Here is an 18,084-nt window from a genome sequence, read left to right as displayed (position 1 = left end):
CGACAGGGACACCGCAAGTAGTCCTCTGGTTGCGGTAGTTGCACGCGCAAGGACCGCAACCAGAGGACTACTTGCGGAGGGGATGGAAGTGACCGGCCGGTAGGGTCGCGGCGTGACCACCCCAGCCACCAGGGCCGAAGCGCTGCACCTCACGGGTGAACGCACCGTGCCGGGCATCGCCGAGGAGAATTACTGGTTCCGCCGCCACGAGGCCGCGTACCAAAAGCTCCTGCCGCTGTGCGCGGGCAAGACCGTCCTGGAGGCCGGCTGCGGCGAGGGTTACGGCGCCGGGCTCATCGCCACCATCGCCGAGCGGGTACTCGCGCTCGACTATGACGTCCCCACCACCGAGCACGTCGCCCGCCGCTACCCCGGCATCGGCGTGGCCAGGGCGAACCTGGTGTTCCTGCCGCTGCGGGACGCCTCCGTCGACGTCGTCGCCAACTTCCAGGTGATCGAACACCTCTGGGACCAGGGCGCGTTCCTCGCCGAATGCCGACGCGTACTGAAGCCCGGTGGACGGCTGATCGTCACCACGCCCAACCGGCTCACCTTCACTCCGGACAGCGACACCCCGCTCAATCCCTTCCACGCCAGGGAACTCGCACCGTCCGAATTGGACGAATTGTTGTGCGCGGCCGGGTTCGAGGTCGAGACGCTGCATGGTCTCCACCACGGGGAAGGCGTAAAGAACCTCGACGCCAAGTACGGCGGCTCGATCATCGACGCCCAGCTCGACGTCGTGATGGGGCAGCTGCCCGGACAGGCGACCTGGCCGCCCGCACTGCTCGCCGACGTCGAAGGCATCCAGGCCGCGGATTTCGCCATCCACGGCGAAGACCTCGACGTCAGCCTCGACCTCGTCGCCGTGGCGGTGCGCCCATGAGCGAGTACGAGGGCACGTTCTGCCTCGTCGTGCACAGCCATCTGCCGTGGCTGCCGCACCACGGATCCTGGCCGGTCGGCGAAGAATGGCTTTACCAGGCCTGGGCGCATTCCTACCTGCCGATGGTCGACCTCTTGCGCCGCTTCGCCGACGAGGGCCGCGAAGACGTCCTCACGCTCGGCATGACACCGATCCTCGCCGCCCAGCTCGACGACCCGTACTGCATCGGCGCCTTCCACGACTGGCTCGGTCACTGGCAGCTGCGCGCCTGGCACGCGTCCACGCTCTGGCGCGGCGACCCGCTGCTGCGCGACCTCGCCGCGAGCGAGTACCGGACCGCGGTCAAGGCGTCGGAAGAACTCGAAACCCGCTGGCGTCACGGTTTCTCGCCCATCCTTCGGTCCTTTGTGGACAACGGGACGATCGAGCTGCTCGGCGGGCCGCTGGCGCATCCGTTCCAGCCGCTGCTCGACCCGGCGGTGCGCGACTTCATGCTGCGCGGCGGCCTCGCCGACACCGCGCTGCGCATCGGACGGCGTCCCGAAGGCATTTGGGCACCTGAATGCGGGTACAACCCCGGTATGGAGGCGGGTTACGCCGCCGCGGGCGTCCAACGCTTCATGGTCGACGGCCCGTCGCTGCACGGCGACACCTCTGCCGCGCGGACCGTGGGCGATTCCGACGTCGTCTGTTTCGGCCGGGACCTCGAAGTCACGTACCGCGTCTGGTCGCCGAAGGCCGGATACCCCGGCCACGCCGCCTATCGCGACTTCCACACGTGGGCGCACGAAGTCGGTCTCAAGCCGTCGCGGGTGACCGGCAAGACCATCGAGCCGCCGGACAAGGCGCCGTACGACCCGGCGATGGCGGCGGGCATCCTCGGCGGCCACGTCCAGGACTTCGTCGACACCGTCGTCGCCCGGCTGCGCTCACTCAAGGCCGAGCACGGCCGCGAGTCGCTCGTCGTCGCCGCGTACGACACGGAACTTTTCGGCCACTGGTGGCACGAGGGTCCGGCCTGGCTCGAAGGCGTCCTCCGCGCGCTGCCGGAGGCCGGGGTCCGCGTCACCACGCTCAAGGGCGCGCTCGAAGCGGGCCACCTCGGCGGGAAGGTCGATCTCCCGGCGTCGTCGTGGGGGTCGGGCAAGGACTGGCGGGTCTGGGACGGCGAGCAGGTCGCCGACATGGTGCGGGACAACACCGCGTTGCAGACCCGGATGCTCGACCTTGTCGCCGGAATGGACACCACGACCCGTGACTCGGTCCGCGATCAGGCCGTCTCCGAGGCGATGCTGGCGCTTTCGAGCGACTGGGCGTTCATGGTCACCAAGGATTCCGCCGCCGACTACGCGCGGCGGCGGGCGAAGGTGCACACCGACCGGTTCGACACGCTCGCCGGACTGCTCCGCGACGGCGCACACGAGCGAGCCCGGGAAACCGCGGCCGCGTTCCGGCGCGACGACGGCCCGTTCGGGCACGTCGACGCGCGTGATCTGCTGAGGAAATGACGAAAGGGGAACCATGGGGATCCACGACATTCCACTGAGGACACTCGCGGGCGAGGACACCACGCTCGGCGCCCTCGAAGGCAAGACCCTGCTGGTGGTGAACGTGGCGTCGAAATGCGGCCTGACGCCGCAGTACTCCGGACTGGAGAAGCTCCAGGAACGCTACGCGGACAAGGGTTTCTCCGTCGTCGGCTTCCCGTGCAACCAGTTCGCGGGCCAGGAGCCGGGCACCGCCGAGGAGATCCAGATCTTCTGCTCGACGACATACGGGGTTTCGTTCCCGCTGTTCGAAAAGCTGGACGTCAATGGGGAAAACCGTCACCCGCTCTACGCCGAGCTGACCGAGACGGCCGACGCGGACGGCGCGTCCGGTGACGTGCAGTGGAACTTCGAGAAGTTCCTCGTCGCCCCGTCCGGCGAGGTGGTGGGACGTTTCCGCCCGCGCACCGAACCCGAAGACGAAGTGATCACCAAGGCGATCGAGGCCACTGTCGGCGCCTGAGTGAGCTGAAGGGCGCTTTCCCCGCATGCGATGTGGGGAAAGCGCCCTTCACCTCGTCTGATGAGGCGAAAGTCCCCCTTCAGCCCCCGCTTCGATGACCGCGCGGTTGCGGGCGACGACGGTCTCGAGATCCGCCTTCACCACCCTTCTGTCGTAGGAGAGCAGGCCGTTGACCTCGTTCTCGACGTCGGTGGTCTGCGTGTAGATGGCGCCGGAGAGTCCCGTCTCGGCGATCAGCCGTTCGAGGGTCTCCCCGACCTCGGCATAACGCTTGGTCAGTTCCGCCGAGGTCGACGTCATCTCGTACGCCTGCGGTTTCCCCGGCCAGCGATGGTCGTCGAGGACGAGTCCGAGCCCACCGTACTCGCCGTCGACGATCACCCGATGGTCTTTCACGACGGGCTTGCCGGGCCCGACGTAGGTGTGGTCGTCGTAGACGTCGCCCGCGCCGGAGTCCGGCCGTGAGAAGCAGCAGTTCACCCCGCTGTTCGCGACGACGAGCCTGGTCGGGTCGAGTTTCTTCACCAGACCGGCGATCCGGGCGGTGTCGAACTCGCCAGCTCCGCTTCGAAGCGCGCTTTCGCCTCCGGGACCGGGTCGGGCGCGGTCCCTGGCGGGCCGTCGAAGGAGACGGTGAGCGACGGCATGTCCTGCCAGACGAGCAGGCCGAGGCGGTCGGCCCAGTGATACCAGCGCTCCGGTTCGACCTTGACGTGCTTGCGGACGAAGTTGAAGCCGAGTTCCTTGGTCTTCTCCAGATCGAACCGCAAGGCCTCGTCGGTGGGCGCGGTGTAGATCCCGTCCGGCCAGTAGCCCTGGTCGAGCGGACCGTGGAGGAAGGTGATGCGGCCGTTGAGCGCGATCCGCGGCCTGCCCTCGGCGTCGGTGACCGTCCCGATCGTGCGCAGCCCGGTGTAGGACTCGACGACGTCGAGCACGTTGCCGCCCTCGTCGAGGAGGCGAACGCGCAGGTCGTAGAGGTACGGGTCGTCCGGGGTCCACAGACGCGGCGAAGGAACTTCCGCGCGCAGCGGGGTTCCCGCGTCCCCTTCGACGCGTGCCACTTCCGGACCGCCGGGCTCGCTGACGATCACCTCCACCCGGGCGCTGCCTGTGACCTTGGGCACAACCATCACCCCGGTGAGATCCGGGGTCAGCTGGACATCTTCGACGTGGGCGAACGGCACCGGCTCCAGCCAGACGGTCTGCCAGATACCGGACGCGGCGGTGTAGAAGATCCCTTCGGGATCGTTCCGCTGCTTGCCGACGGCGTGCGTCGAAGTGTCGGTGCGATCCGTCGCCCGGACGGTCAGTTCCTGCGATCCCGACGGGCGCAGGACGTCGGTGACGTCCGCGCTGAAGGCCGTGTACCCGCCCTCGTGGACGGCGACCTCCTGGTTGTTGACCCAGACCGTCGCGGACTGGTCGACGGCGCCGAACCGGAGCATCACCCGCTGACCGTCCCATTCGGACGGAACCTGGAAAACCTTGCGGTACCAAAGGGTTTCGTCATGCCGCCCGATACCGGAGAGCGCCGACTCCGGCGGATACGGCACCAGGATCCGCTCGCCGTACCCGTTCCGGCCGGGTGAGCCGCTCCCCGCGTACTCCCAGACGCCGTTGAGGTTCAGCCAGCGTTCGCGGACCAGCCGCGGGCGCGGGTACTCGGGCAAGGCGTTGCCGGGGCCCACCTGGGCGGACCACGGGGTCGACAGCACCGGTTCGACGGGCTTGAAGGCCGGTTCGGCCGCGTTCACCGAGGACGTCATCAACCCGATGGTGGCAAAGATCGCCGCGCCTGTCGCCCTCGTGACTTTCACCGCCGGGGGTGATCGCCCCGTCCGCCGAAGACCGACTGACGAGTAACCTCCACCCATGCGCGTGCTGATGTTGTCGTGGGAGTACCCACCCGTGGTCGTCGGCGGACTCGCACGGCACGTCCACGCACTGGCCAGGCACCTCGCCCGGCAAGGGCACGACGTGGTCGTCCTGTGCCGCCACACGGCGGGCACCGACGCCGAGACCCACCCGAGGACCGATCGCGTGGTCGAGGGCGTGCGGATCATCCGGGTCGCCGAGGACCCCCTGCACGTGACCTTCGAACGCGACCTCGTCGCGTGGACGCTGGCCATGGGGCACGCGATGGTCCGCGCCGCGACCGACCTGCTGCGCACCTGGCAGCCGGACGTCGTACACGCGCACGACTGGCTGGTCACCCATCCCGCGATCGCGATCGCCGAGGCCGCGCGGGTCCCGCTGGTCGGCACGATCCACGCCACCGAGGCCGGGCGGCACTCCGGCTGGCTCTCGCATCCGCTGAACCAGCAGGTTCACTCGGTCGAATGGTGGCTCGCGAACCGCTCGGACGCGCTGATCACCTGCTCGCAGGCCATGCGCCGCGAGGTGTCGCATCTGTTCGAGGTGGACGGTGACGCGGTCACCGTGATCCACAACGGCATCGAGGAACGCACCTGGCAGGTGCCTGCGGAAGAGGTCGCGCACGCCCGCGAGGTCTACAGCCCGTCCGGCGCGCCGCTGCTGCTGTACTTCGGACGGCTGGAGTGGGAGAAAGGCGTGCAGGACCTGCTCGCCGCGCTCCCCCGGATCCGCCGCGCCAAACCGGGGACCCGGCTGGTCGTCGCGGGCAAGGGCAGGCATCTGGAGGAACTGGTCGACCAGGCGCGGAAGCTGCGCGTGCGGCGCGCGGTGGACTTCGTCGGGCACCTGTCCGACCGCGAACTGCGCGCGGTGCTGGCCGCGGCCGACGCCGTCGTGCTGCCCAGCCGCTACGAACCGTTCGGGATCGTCGCGCTGGAAGCGGCCGCCGCGAAGGCGCCGCTCGTGGCTTCGACCGCCGGCGGACTCGGCGAGGTCGTCGTCGACGGTGAAACCGGCCTGGCGTTCAGCCCCGGCGACGTCGACGCCCTCGGGGACGCCGTCGAAGCGGTACTGGACGACGAGGTCGCCGCAGCTCGGCGGGCCCTGACAGCGCAGTCCCGGCTGGCCGCGGACTTCGACTGGGGGCGGATCGCGGAGGCGACCGTCGCGGTCTACCGGCGGGCCCGCGTCGGCGAGCCGGTGGAACTGGGGCGCCCGAAGATCGCGACGGGCAACGCTTTCGAGCCGTGAACCCGCATCGCAAGTAGAGGACTACTTGCGATGCGGGGACGGGGGATCCGGGGTTCCCGGATCCCCCGTCCACGAGCGGTCGCGGGTCGCGAGGGGCACGACCCCCGTGGCTGCTCTAGGTGAGGAAGATCAGAAGTGGCAGGGCCGGACACAGTCCGGCCCTGCCGAGATCGCGACCGAAGCGGACACGGCAGGTGCGGCGAGGGCGACCGCGAGGACGGCGAAAGCTGTGGCCAAGACCCTTCTCAACTGCTTCTTCATGGTGGCTCCTCGGGAATTCGGGTGGAAAGTGCACCCGAGGCCGAGCATCCGCGCGAGCCGCCGCGGAAACAACAGGGGTATCACTAGGTACCCCTACCTATTCGCGGTCCGTGACCGGTTCATCCCTTTCTGCCGGTCAGTATCCTGACCTGGATCGGCTCCACGAAAGGCGCGTGCGGGGAAATCGCCACGCTGAGCCGCTCCTCGAACCGGGCGCGCTCGTCCGGCTTCGGCAGCCTGTCCTCCGGGGTCGCCGAGTAGACCGCGCCGATGACGAATTCCAGGTCGATCTCGTCCTCGTACTCGACGATGGTCTCTCCTGCGATGAAACCGGCCGCTTCCAGGCTCGCCCGGTAGCGGTCCTGCTCCTCCTGCTCGGCCCCGCAGGTGCGCACGAGCGGCTGCCCCAGCCAACCGGACAGATAGTCGTGCAACGCCCTCGACCACGGGCTGTCGTGCAACCACATCGGCGCGCCGTTGGTGAGCACGGCGACCCCGCCGCCGGGCCGAAGCAGCGAATGGAGCACCGGGAACAAGGTCTCGTGGTCCATCCAGTGCAGTGCCTGCCCGATGGTGACCGCGCCGAGTGTTCCCTTGCCCAGCAACGCTTCCAGCGCCGGAACGTCACTGTCGGCGCCGACCAGCCAGTTCGCGTTGGGCACTCCCGCGGCCGCTTTTCTCGCCTGGGCGAGCATGTCCGGTTCGGGATCCATCCCGACGACCGACCGTGTCCTGGCAGCGAGCGGCAAGGTCAACTGGCCGGTACCGCAGCCGAGGTCCAGTGCCGTGTCTTCGGCACCGAGGCCGAATTCCGCCACCAGCGCGTCGAGGACTTCGGCCGGATAGCCGCGACGGTAGCGCTGATAGAACTCCGCGACCTCGCCGCTGAACTTGAGGATCGTCATACCCGTGATGATGACCGGGCCCGTACCCCTCCCGCCGCCGCTTTCGCCGTCGGCGGAACGCGAAGGCCCCGCCCACGACGGTGTGGGGTGAGCGGGGCCTCCGCGACAGCGCACGCACGCCCGACAGCGCTACCGGAAGGGGGCGCGCGCGTGAATCGGGTCCGGTGGCGGGGAGCCTCCGCCACCGGACCCGTTGGGCCACACCGTCCCAAACCGGTGTGGAACCCGGCCGCCCCGCGTCAGGTAGGGGCGGCCGGAGCCTCGAGTCAGTGCGTGGTCAGGTACCGCGCGTACGCGCCGGTGGTGAGGAAGCTCGGCAGCTTCTCGCCCAGCGCGGTCTCGGTGAAGATCTCGTAGGCGTCGCCGAGGCGGTTGCCCTCGCCCAGTTCGGAACGCACCGAAGCCAGCTCTTCGTCCAAATAGGACACGGTGAGTTCGTGGGTGAGCGCCGTGCCGTCTTCGAGCTTCGTGCCGTTGCGGATCCACTGCCAGATCTGGCAGCGCGCGATCTCGGCGGTGGCGGCGTCCTCCATCAGGTTGTGGATCGCCGCCGCGCCGGTCCCGCGCAGCCAGGCGTCGATGTAGCGCAGCGCGACGTTGATGTTGGCGCGGACACCGGCTTCGGTGACCTCGCCGCCCGCGCTGGCGACGTCGAGCAGGTCCTCGGCGGTGACGACGACGTCCTCACGGAGTTTGCCGAGCTGGTTGGGCCAGCCGCCGAGCACACCGTCGAACACCTCGCGGCAGACCGGGACGAGGCCGGGGTGCGCGACCCACGAGCCGTCGAAGCCGTCGTTCGCCTCGCGTTCCTTGTCCTGGCGGACCTTTTCCAGCGCGGTCGCGTTGATCTCCGGATCCTTGCTCGGGATGAACGCGGCCATGCCGCCGATGGCGTGCGCCCCGCGCTTGTGGCAGGTGCGCACCAGCAGTTCGGTGTAGGACCGCATGAACGGGACGGTCATCGTCACCTGCGCGCGGTCCGGCAGCACGAAGTCCGCGCCGTGCGAGGAGAAGTTCTTGATGACGCTGAAGATGTAGTCCCAGCGGCCGGCGTTCAGCCCGGCGATGTGCTCGCGCAGTTCGTAGAGGATCTCCTCCATCTCGAACGCGGCGGTGATCGTCTCGATCAGCACGGTGGCCCGGATGGTGCCGCGCGGGATGCCCAGTTCTCGTTGCGCCAGCAGGAAAACGTCGTTCCACAGCCGCGCTTCGAGGTGGTTTTCGAGCTTCGGCAGGTAGAAGTAGGGGCCGCTGCCGCGGGCCAGCAGCTGGCGCGCGTTGTGGAAGAAGTACAGGCCGAAGTCGACAAGGCTCGCCGAAACCGGGCGGCCGTCGATACGGATGTGCTTCTCCACCAGGTGCCAGCCACGCGGACGGGCGACGATCGTCGCGGGCTCGTCGCCGATCGTGTAGCGCTTGCCCGCCTCGGTGGTGAAGTCGATGTTGCGGCGGATCGCGTCGAACAGGTTGAGCTGGCCGTCGATGACGTTGTGCCAGGTCGGCGAGGTCGCGTCCTCGAAGTCGGCGAGCCAGACCTTGGCGCCGGAGTTGAGCGCGTTGACCGTCATCTTGCGGTCGGTCGGGCCGGTGATCTCGACGCGGCGGTCTTCGAGACCGGGCGCGGCCGGGGCGACCGACCAGCTGCTGTCGTCGCGGACCGAACGCGTCTCGGGCAGGAAGTCCAGCGGCTCCTCACCGGACTGGAGCTTCTCGCGGCGCAGGCGGCGCGCGTCGAGCAGTTCGCGGCGGCGGCCGGCGAACGCGTTGTCCAACTTGGCCACGAAGTCCAGTGCGGCCGGGGTGAGGATCTCGTCGAACCGGTCACCGGCGGGTCCGCAGACGTCGGTCCGGTAGTTCAGCTTCTCAACCATGGTGTGCCTCCGCTGGGCTTCGCGAGAGATAGCAGGGGAAGGGAGGGATGGGGTGGGGGCCGAGCGGCGGTCTCTCCGGGGGTCGAGAGACCGCCACCTGGCACCTACTTGCGAGGGATCAGAACTGCTCGGCCTCGGTGGAACCGGCGAGCGCGGTGGTCGAGCTGGTCGGGTTCAGCGCGGTCGCGACGTTGTCGAACCAGCCGGTGCCGACCTCGCGCTGGTGCTTCGTGGCGGTGTAACCGCGGTCCTCCGAAGCGAACTCGCGCTCCTGCAGGTCGACGTAGGCGGTCATGCCCTCGCGGGCGTAACCGTGCGCCAGGTCGAACATCGAGTAGTTCAGGGCGTGGAAACCGGCCAGGGTGATGAACTGGAACTTGTAGCCCATGTGGCCGAGCTCGCGCTGGAACTTCGCGATCGTCGCGTCGTCCAGGTGCTTCTTCCAGTTGAACGACGGCGAGCAGTTGTAGGCGAGCATCTGGTCCGGGTACTTCGCCTTGATGGCCTCGGCGAACTGGCGGGCGACCTCGAGGTCCGGCTTGGAGGTCTCCATCCACAGCAGGTCGGCGTACTCGGCGTAGGCGAGACCGCGGTCGATACAGGGGTCGATGCCGTTGGTGACGTTGTAGAAGCCCTCGGCGGTGCGCTCGCCGGTGACGTACTTGCGGTCACGCTCGTCGACGTCGCTGGTGATCAGCGTGGCGGCCTGGGCGTCGGTGCGGGCGACGATCAGCGACGGCACGTTCAGCACGTCCGCGGCGAGGCGGGCGGCGTTCAGCGTGCGCTCGTGCTGCTTGGTCGGGATCAGCACCTTGCCGCCGAGGTGGCCGCACTTCTTCTCGGACGCGAGCTGGTCCTCCCAGTGCACACCCGCGGCACCGGCGGCGATCATGCCCTTCATCAGCTCGAAGGCGTTGAGCGGACCACCGAAGCCCGCCTCGGCGTCGGCGACGATCGGGGCGAACCAGTCGGTGTCGGTGTTGCCCTCGGCCCAGTTGATCTGGTCGGCACGGCTCAGCGCGTTGTTGATGCGGCGGACGACGGCGGGCACCGAGTTGGCCGGGTAGAGGCTCTGGTCCGGGTAGGTCTGGCCGGACAGGTTCGCGTCGGCGGCGACCTGCCAGCCCGAGAGGTAGATGGCCTTGAGGCCGGCGCGGACCTGCTGCACCGCCTGGTTACCGGTCAGGGCGCCCAGCGAGTGGACGTAGTCCTCGTTGTGCAGGAGGTCCCACAGCTTCTCGGCGCCGCGGCGAGCGAGCGTGTGCTCCTCGACCACGCTGCCGCGCAGCTTGACCACGTCAGCCGCGGAGTACGACCGCTTCACGCCCGCCCAGCGGGGGTCAGTCTCCCACTGCTTGGCCAGTTCGGCGGCCGCCTGCTCCAGCTGCTGCGCGTGCTGAGTCATCGGATTCTCCCGGTGTTGCGAAGTTTGCGAGTGATCGCCTTTCCTGACCAGACCCTGACATGACCGGGGAAACCCGATCCAGGCCTCCAATTTGCCAATTTCTGCGAAGCTTCCGTAGCATCTTGCAAAGGTTGCGAATCGCAGGTTCGCAAGCAATGGCAAAATCCACGGGCTTGACCGTTCACTGAATCGTTCAGGCCCGGAAACCTTGCGGACAGAGAGGCCTCAGTGGACAAAACCTTCGCCGGAGCGAAGCTGCGGCATCTGCGCGAAAGCCGGTCGATGAGCCAGGCGGATCTCGCTCGTGTGCTGGAGATCTCACCCAGTTACCTCAACCAGATCGAGCACAACTCACGTCCGCTGACCGTCCCGGTGCTCCTTCGCATCACGCAGGCGTTCGGAGTGGACACCGAGTTCTTCGCGAACAACGACACCGCGAGGCTGGTGGCAGATGTCAAAGAGGCACTGCTCGACGAGGTGCTCGGCGTCGACGTCACCACCAGCGAGCTGAATGATCTCGCCACGAACCTGCCGACGATCGCCCAGGCCCTGGTCAAACTGCATCGCAGCTACCGCAACTCGGTCGAGAACACCGCCGCCCTGACCACGGAGAACGGGCTGGGCATGCACGGCAGCGCGGCCGGCTCGTTGCCGCACGAAGAGGTCCGCGACTTCTTCTACGAGCGGGAGAACTACGTCGCCGAACTGGACGAACGCGCCGAACGGATGGCGCACGACATCCCGCTTCAGCGCGGCCACGTGCTCGCCGCGTTGAAGGAAACCCTGACCCAGCGCTACGGCGTCGACGTCACCAGCGACGGCATCGACGAAGCGGCCGGTGAACAGCACCGGTATGAACCGGGGCCGCGGGTGCTGCGGCTGGCGCCGAGCCTGCGTGTCGGACAGCAGGCGTTCCGGATGGCTTCGCAGATCGCCCTGCTCGACTACGACGACCTGATCACCGAACTCGCCGATTCGTGGGCGTTCTCCGGGCCAGCCGCGCGTTCGCTGGCCCGTGTCGGGCTCGCGAACTACTTCGCGGGTGCGCTGATCCTCCCTTATGGACCGTTCCTGTCCACCGCGGAACGCTTCCGCTACGACATCGAGCGGCTGTGCGACCACTTCGGCGTCGGCTTCGAGACCGTCTGCCACCGGCTGTCGACCTTGCAGCGGCCGAAGAACCGCGGTGTGCCGTTCTCGTTCGTACGGGTCGACCGGGCGGGGAACATGTCGAAACGCCAGTCCGCGGCCGGTTTCCACTTCTCCCGTGTCGGCGGCGCCTGTCCACTGTGGAACATCTACGAGGCGTTCACGCAGCCGGGCAAGATCCTCACCCAGATCGCGACCCTGCCCGACGGCAAGAGCTACTTCTGGATCGCGCGGACGGTGTCCCGCAACATCGGTGGCTACGGCAGCCCCGGCAAGACGTTCACCGTCGGTCTCGGCTGCGAATTACGGCACGCGAAACGGCTGATCTACTCGACCGGGCTCGATCTCGACGACCGCGCCGCGGCCACCCCGATCGGCATGGGTTGCAAAGTCTGCGAACGCCCTGCCTGCTCGCAGCGCGCCTTCCCGACGATCGGCAAGCAGCTGACCGTGGACGAGAACACCAGCACCTTCGTCCCGTACCCGGCGGTTCCCAAGGCGCCTTGAGCGGTCTTGATCTCCCTGGCAGGGTTGCCGGCGAGGGCCGCCGCCGGTGACGGCGGCCACCACACTGGGGAGAACTGAATGATCTTGGTGACCGGGGCAGGCGGGAACGTCGGCTCGGAACTGACCGGAATCCTCACTCGCGACGGGCATCCCGTCCGGGCGCTGGTCCGCACGCCGCGGCCGCTGCCGGACGGCGTCGAAGGGGTGATGGGCGACCTCAACGAGCCGAACACCCTGAAACCCGCGCTGGACGGGGTCCGGGCGGTCTTCCTGCTCGGCGGCTACGACGACATGCCGGGCGCGCTGGCGGCGATGCGGGACGCGGGCGTCGAGCAGGTCACGCTGCTGTCGTCGAGGTCGGTCGTCGGCGGACATTCCGACAACGCCGTCGCGGGAACGCACATGGCGGCCGAGGCGTCGGTGCGCGCGTCGGAGCTGGCCTGGACGTTCCTGCGGGCGAGCGGGTTCATGTCGAACACGCTGCGATGGATTCCGCGGCTTCGCGAGGGCGATGTCGTCCGGGAACCCTTCGCGGAGGTGCCGGTGGCGACGATCGATCCATACGACATCGCGGCCGTCGCGGCGGAATCCCTGACCACGCCGGGGCACGAAGGGCGGGCGTACGCGCTCACCGGTCCGGAGGCGCTCCTGCCCGCCGACAGGCTGCGCGTCCTGGGCGAACTCCTGGGCCGTGACCTGCGGCTGGAGCCTCTACCGGACGAGGAAGCCCGCGTGACGATGAGCGCGGAGATGCCGGAGAAGTACGTCGACGCCTTCTTCCGCTTCTTCACCGAAGGCGAGTTCGACGACTCCGAGGTGACCTCCGCCGTCCAGGACCTCACCGGCCGGGCACCGCGCCCGTTCGCCACCTGGGCCCGAACCCACCTGGCCGCCTTCCGCTAGCCACAACGCAATTAGTCACCTACTTGCGACGTTCGGACGTCGCAAGTAGGTGACTAATTGCGGGGGTCACACCAGGAAGTGGAAGAGCGGGCTGCCGGGTTCGACGCGCTCCACCTGCAGCGGGCTCGCGTCCAGCCGGTGCAGCAGGCCCTCCAGGTCACCGGGCCGCGCGAGTTCGATGCCGATCAGCGCCGGGCCGGTCTCCCGGCTGTTGCGCTTCACGTACTCGAACCGCGTGATGTCGTCGTCCGGCCCGAGGACCTCGTCGAGGAACCGCCGCAGCGCGCCGGGCTCCTGCGGGAACCCCACCAGGAAGTAGTGCCTCAGTCCCTCGTGGATCAGGGACCGTTCGAGCACTTCGCCATAGCGGCTGACGTCGTTGTTGCCGCCGGAGACGACGCACACCACGATCTGCCCGGGGTCGATCTTCACCGTCGTGCCCAAGGCCGCGGTCGCGAGCGCGCCCGCGGGTTCGGTGATCACGCCGTCGGACTGGTACATCGCGAGCATTTCCGTGCAGATCGCGCCCTCGGCGACGTCGGTGAGTTCGACGCCGCCGTCGCGGACCAGCGGATACGTCACCGACCCAGCCAGCGCGACCGCCGCACCGTCGACGAACGTGTCGACGGCTTCGAGCCGCACCGGCTCGCCTGCCGCCAGCGCGGCGGCCATACAGGTCGCGCCCGCCGGTTCGACCCCGACGATCCGCATCTCCGGCGCGCGTTCCGCGGCCCAAGCGGCGATCCCCGCGAGCAGACCACCACCGCCGACCGGCACCACCATGACGTCGGGGATGAACCCGAGTTGCGCGACGACCTCCATCGCGACCGTGCCCTGCCCGGCGACCGTCTCCGGCGCGTCGAACGCGGGGACCAGCGTCGCGCCGGTGTTTTCCGCGTCCTGCTTCGCGGCGGTGAAGGCATCTTCGTAGGTCTCGCCGACGACGATGACCTCGATATGCGAGCCGCCCAGCGTCGCGATCCGCTCGCGCTTCTGCCGGGGAGTCGTACCGGGCACGTAGACCCGGCCGTTCGCGCCGAGACGACGGCACGCGTACGCGACGCCCTGTGCGTGGTTGCCCGCGCTCGCGCAGACGACGCCGCGTTCACGGTGCTCCGCGTCGAGCTGGACGATGAAGTTGTACGCACCGCGGATCTTGTACGAGCGCACGGTCTGGAGGTCTTCGCGTTTGAGCCAGACCCTGGCGTCGACCCGCGCCGAGAGCCGCTCGTTCGGTTCGAGTGGCGTGCGCGTCACCACCCCGGCCAGTCGTTTCGCGGCCTCTTCGACCGTTCGGGCGCTCACCGTTTCGATCCCTTGCACGAAGGTTGAATGTACTGACCGCCCAGGGCCACGGCGGAGAGTGGTCCAGTGGCCAGTGCGCAGGATGTCGGTGGCCTGTGGTCCACTGGTCGCCATGGTGAGCAAGGTCGACGGAGTCCGGAGTCTCGATGCGTTGCGCGAGCTGGTCCACAGTGGCGCGGTGCCCGAGTACCAGCTCTTCTACGGCCACACCCCGCTCAAGAGCGGCCGGGTCAACGCAGCTTGCCTGAGCCAGTGGTGGCACGCGCCGTTTCTCGCGGGCGGCGAGCGGTACCCGACGGCCGAGCACTACATGATGGCGAGCAAGGCCGAACTGTTCGGCGATCACGAGGCCGCGGAGGCCATCCGTCAGGCTGCGGATCCCAAAACCGCCAAGATCCTGGGCCGCGAGGTCTCCGGCTTCGACGCCGATCTGTGGGAGCGGCACCGCTTCGACATCGTCGTCGACGGGAACCTGGAGAAGTTCCGCCAGCACGCCGAACTGCTCGAGTTCCTGCTGAGCACCGGCGACAAGGTGATTGTCGAGGCGTCGAGGATGGACCTGATCTGGGGCAGCGGCGTCGCCCGCGACGACAAGAACGCCACCCGCCCCGACTACTGGCGCGGGCAGAACCTCCTGGGCTTCGCGCTCATGGAGGTCCGGGAACAGCTCCGCGGCTAGATGGCCGGTCAATCACGCGTGATCTCCGTCTGATCACGCGTGTCGTCCGTCTGATCACGTGCGGTGGTACGAAACGGAGAACACGCGTGATCAGACGGAGAACTCAGGTGATTGGGCGGAGAACACGCGTGATTGGGCGGAGAACACGCGGGTCAGGAGTCGACGCCCAGGGTCTTCTGAAGGGCCTTGTTCGCCTTACGCGCCATGTCCGCGACAGCCTCGCGACGGGCGGCGTCGGCGGCGTAGTCGTCCTGCCGGTTCCGCACCACGCGGGCCGGGGAGCCGACGGCGATCGAGTAGTCCGGGATGTCGCCCCGCACCACGGCGTGCGCGCCGAGGACGCAGCCGCGGCCGACCCGCGTGCCCTTGAGCACGGAGACCTTGGTGCCGATCCAGGTGTCCGGCCCGATCCGCACCGGCGACTTCACGATGCCCTGATCCTTGATCGGGACGGTGATGTCGGTGGTGACATGGTCGAAGTCGCAGATGTACACCCAGTCCGCGACGAGGGTGGCCGCGCCGAGTTCGATGTCGAGGTAGCCGTTGAGCACGTTCTGGCGCCCGAACACGGCTTTGTCGCCGATGCGCAGCGAACCCTCGTGGCAGCGGATCGCGTTGCCGTCACCGATGTGCACCCAGCGGCCGATCTCCAGCCGTCCGTAGCCGGGACGGCAGTGGATCTCGACGTCCTTGCCGAGGAACACCATGCCGCGCAGGATGATGTGCGGATGCGCGATCCGGAACTTCAGCAGCCGCCAGTACCGGACCAGGTACCAAGGCGTGTACGCGCGGTTTCGCAGCACCCAGCGCAGCGAATCCGCCGTCAGGAACTTCGCCTGCCTCGGGTCGCGGCGGGCCTGGCCCCAAGCGCGGAGCCTCGACAGTGCGGGCGCACCCCACATGGACGTCATACCGGTGACCGTAACCTGTGATCAGGCCGTCGACCGCAAAGGGGAGCACGCGCATGGGCACCAAGCTGATCATCGACACGGACCCGGGGGTCGACGACGCCTTCGCGCTGGCCTTGGCCGCGCGATCCGACGACGTCGACCTGCTGGGCGTGACGACGGTGTTCGGCAACGTCCCACTGAGCCACACCACCGCCAACGCCCGGCGCCTGCTGCGGCTTTTCGGCCGTGACGACGTGCCCGTGGCCGCCGGCGCGGCGCGTCCGCTGGTGTACGACAACGCCAAACCCGCCGGTTTCGTCCATGGTCAGGACGGCCTGTCCGGCCACGCCGACACGCTGCCGGAGGCGACGCGCCCGCTCGACGACCGTGGTGCCGTCCGCCTGCTGGTGGATCTGCTGGAAGCCGCCGACGAACCGGTGACCATCGCCCCGATCGGCCCGCTCACGAACATCGCGCTGCTGCTCGCGGCCCATCCGGGGATCCGCGAGAAGATCGGCCGCATCGTCATCATGGGCGGCGGCGTGACCAAGGGGAACTCCACCACCGCGGCCGAGTTCAACATCTGGAGCGATCCCGAGGCCGCGCGCCGGGTGCTGGTCGACGAGGACATCCCGACGGTCCTGGTCCCGCTGGACATCACGCACCAGTGCACGGTCGACACCGCCTGGCTCGGCAAGCTCGCCGCGTCCGGCCCGCTCGGCGCGGCACTCGAAGCGTTCACGCCCACCTACGTCGAGCACTACACCCCGATCCTCGGGTTCCCCGGAATGGTCATGCACGACGCGGTCGCGGTGGCCGAGGCGATCCGGCCGGGCATTCTCGATACCGAGTCGTACCCGGTGGACGTCGAATGCGGCTTCGGCCCCGCGCGCGGCGCGACACTCGTAGACCGGCGAAGGCTGCGAAGTACCGATCCGCAAGCCGTGCCGGGCCGGACCATCGACGTCGCGCTGACCACCGACGTCGACGCCTTCCGTGACTTCGTGCTCGGCCGCATCGTCGGAGGGCTCTGATGGAAGAGAAGACGTCCCGCCGCCGCAGACTCCCGGTGATCATCGCCGCCGTCGTCGTCGCGGGTGCCGCATTGGTCGCGGCCATCACGTTCGCCCCGAAGGACGAGCCGAAAACGGAAGCCGCCGCCGTCCAGTCGTCGGTGCCGCCCGCTCCGCCGACGTCGTCCGCGCCCGCGGAAGTCCCCAAGGAGCAGCCGAAGGTCCCGCAGCAGCAGGGGCAGGAGTTCGACGCCTGGGTGTCGAAGACCAGCGGCTGGCTCGACATCCCGCTGCGAGCGATGACCGGCTACGCGAAGACCACCGTGGCGATGGGTAAGGAAGCGCCGGGCTGCCGCCTGTCGTGGGTGACGCTGGCGGCGCTCGGGAAGATCGCCTCGGATCACGGCCGCGCCAAGGGTTCGAGCCTCGGCGACGCCGGGGTGATGACCGTGCCGCTCGGGACGGTCGAGGTCCGCGACTTCTACAACAAGGTCGTCTCGGTCCCGAACGCGAGCGGCCCGTTGCAGCTCTCGCCGTCGACCTGGAGCCAGTTCCAGACCTCGGCGAGCGGCGCCAAACCGGATCCGCAGAACATCGACGACGCCACCCTCGCCGCCGCACGCGCGTTGTGCGCGGGCGGCCGCGACCTTGGCCAGGGCCAGACGTGGTGGAACGCGGTGAGCACGCTGCAACCGGCACCGATGATGCTGCACCGCACGCTCGCCACCGTGAACGTCTACGGCACGGTCGGCCAGAACCCCCAGCCGCCGAACACGGCGGCGCTGAGCGCGGTCAACTTCGCCATCGACAAGATCGGCCTGCCCTACGTCTGGGGCGGCAACGGCACCGGCGGCGGCGACCCAGGTTTCGACTGCTCCGGCCTGACGACGGCCGCGTACGCGAGCGCCGGCGTCAAGCTCATGCGCACCGCCCACACGCAGTACCACAGCGTGAACAAGGTGACCGATCCCCAGCTGGGCGACCTGATCTTCTACGGCGAGCCGAACACGAAGATCCACCACGTCGGGCTCTACATCGGGAACCAGCAGATGATCGACGCCCCGCAGACCGGACAGGCGGTGCAGGTGCACACCTACCGGAAGCAGGGCGACGACTACGCCGGGGCAGGCCGCCCGGCGGCCTGAGTCAGGTCTGGAACAATCTCGCCGCC

15 protein-coding genes and 1 pseudogene are annotated in these 18,084 nt (G+C 68.6%); 9 read left to right on the top strand and 7 right to left on the bottom strand.

What is annotated here, in order from left to right; genetic code table 11:
* Positions 1–112: 112 nt before the first annotated feature.
* From ACLARN_RS29100 to ACLARN_RS29090, 3 genes are read left to right on the top strand one after another with little or no spacing between them, the layout of a single operon-like run.
* Complete coding sequence (locus tag ACLARN_RS29100; RefSeq protein WP_409494660.1) at positions 113–886, top strand: methyltransferase domain-containing protein; 774 nt, start codon at positions 113–115, stop codon at positions 884–886.
* On the top strand, positions 883–2,394 hold the full coding sequence (locus tag ACLARN_RS29095) for a 1,4-alpha-glucan branching protein domain-containing protein (protein ID WP_409494659.1): 1,512 nt from the start codon (positions 883–885) through the stop codon (positions 2,392–2,394). The genes ACLARN_RS29100 and ACLARN_RS29095 overlap by 4 nt, the downstream gene beginning before the upstream one ends.
* Before the next feature lie 13 nt (positions 2,395–2,407).
* Positions 2,408–2,896, top strand: a complete 489-nt coding sequence (locus tag ACLARN_RS29090) for a glutathione peroxidase (RefSeq protein WP_409494658.1) — start codon at positions 2,408–2,410, stop codon at positions 2,894–2,896.
* A gap of 48 nt (positions 2,897–2,944) precedes the next feature.
* Here the strand turns inward: ACLARN_RS29090 and ACLARN_RS29085 are convergent.
* Positions 2,945–4,665 (bottom strand): annotated as a pseudogene (locus ACLARN_RS29085) (glycoside hydrolase family 2 protein).
* A 106-nt stretch (positions 4,666–4,771) separates the two neighbouring features.
* Here ACLARN_RS29085 and ACLARN_RS29080 point away from each other — a divergent pair.
* A complete protein-coding gene (locus ACLARN_RS29080) occupies positions 4,772–6,025 on the top strand; it encodes a glycosyltransferase family 4 protein (protein ID WP_409494657.1) in 1,254 nt (417 codons plus the stop codon).
* 129 nt (positions 6,026–6,154) lie between these two features.
* Here the strand turns inward: ACLARN_RS29080 and ACLARN_RS29075 are convergent, their stop codons facing one another.
* From ACLARN_RS29075 to aceA, 4 genes are all read right to left on the bottom strand, one after another.
* Entirely contained in the window at positions 6,155–6,286 is a 132-nt protein-coding gene (locus ACLARN_RS29075) for a hypothetical protein (protein ID WP_409494656.1), read from the bottom strand.
* Between the two features lie 119 nt (positions 6,287–6,405).
* Positions 6,406–7,191, bottom strand: coding sequence for a class I SAM-dependent methyltransferase (locus tag ACLARN_RS29070; RefSeq protein ID WP_409494655.1), 786 nt, complete (start codon positions 7,189–7,191; stop codon positions 6,406–6,408).
* Positions 7,192–7,457: 266 nt separating this feature from the next.
* Positions 7,458–9,062, bottom strand: coding sequence for a malate synthase A (aceB, locus tag ACLARN_RS29065; protein ID WP_409494654.1), 1,605 nt, complete (start codon positions 9,060–9,062; stop codon positions 7,458–7,460).
* A gap of 118 nt (positions 9,063–9,180) precedes the next feature.
* Positions 9,181–10,467 (bottom strand): isocitrate lyase, encoded by a 1,287-nt coding sequence (aceA, locus tag ACLARN_RS29060; protein WP_409494653.1) that lies wholly within the window; start codon positions 10,465–10,467, stop codon positions 9,181–9,183.
* A 228-nt stretch (positions 10,468–10,695) separates the two neighbouring features.
* Between aceA and ACLARN_RS29055 the strand changes: the two genes are divergently transcribed.
* Both ACLARN_RS29055 and ACLARN_RS29050 read left to right on the top strand, forming a co-directional pair.
* Positions 10,696–12,123, top strand: a complete 1,428-nt coding sequence (locus tag ACLARN_RS29055; RefSeq protein WP_409494652.1) for a short-chain fatty acyl-CoA regulator family protein — start codon at positions 10,696–10,698, stop codon at positions 12,121–12,123.
* A gap of 78 nt (positions 12,124–12,201) precedes the next feature.
* A complete protein-coding gene (locus ACLARN_RS29050) occupies positions 12,202–13,026 on the top strand; it encodes an NAD(P)H-binding protein (protein WP_409494651.1) in 825 nt (274 codons plus the stop codon).
* 66 nt (positions 13,027–13,092) lie between these two features.
* On the opposite strand, the gene ilvA is transcribed toward ACLARN_RS29050, so the two are convergent.
* Entirely contained in the window at positions 13,093–14,349 is a 1,257-nt protein-coding gene (gene ilvA / locus ACLARN_RS29045) for a threonine ammonia-lyase IlvA (protein ID WP_409494650.1), read from the bottom strand.
* A 94-nt stretch (positions 14,350–14,443) separates the two neighbouring features.
* Between ilvA and ACLARN_RS29040 the strand changes: the two genes are divergently transcribed.
* Complete coding sequence (locus tag ACLARN_RS29040; protein WP_409494649.1) at positions 14,444–15,010, top strand: NADAR family protein; 567 nt, start codon at positions 14,444–14,446, stop codon at positions 15,008–15,010.
* A gap of 152 nt (positions 15,011–15,162) precedes the next feature.
* Here the strand turns inward: ACLARN_RS29040 and ACLARN_RS29035 are convergent, their stop codons facing one another.
* On the bottom strand, positions 15,163–15,921 hold the full coding sequence (locus ACLARN_RS29035) for an acyltransferase (protein ID WP_037304713.1): 759 nt from the start codon (positions 15,919–15,921) through the stop codon (positions 15,163–15,165).
* 53 nt (positions 15,922–15,974) lie between these two features.
* Here ACLARN_RS29035 and ACLARN_RS29030 point away from each other — a divergent pair, with 53 nt between their 5' ends.
* Both ACLARN_RS29030 and ACLARN_RS29025 read left to right on the top strand, forming a co-directional pair.
* Entirely contained in the window at positions 15,975–16,934 is a 960-nt protein-coding gene (locus tag ACLARN_RS29030) for a nucleoside hydrolase (RefSeq protein WP_409494648.1), read from the top strand.
* A complete protein-coding gene (locus ACLARN_RS29025; protein ID WP_409494647.1) occupies positions 16,934–18,058 on the top strand; it encodes an NlpC/P60 family protein in 1,125 nt (374 codons plus the stop codon). Before ACLARN_RS29030 ends, ACLARN_RS29025 begins: the two co-directional genes overlap by 1 nt.
* The last annotated feature ends 26 nt before the right edge of the window (positions 18,059–18,084 follow it).

This window comes from Amycolatopsis sp. cmx-11-12 (genome assembly GCF_046269425.1).
Lineage (GTDB): Bacteria > Actinomycetota > Actinomycetes > Mycobacteriales > Pseudonocardiaceae > Amycolatopsis.
The sequence above is the reverse complement of the archived record's forward strand: the minus strand, read 5'-3'. Positions and strand labels throughout refer to the sequence as shown.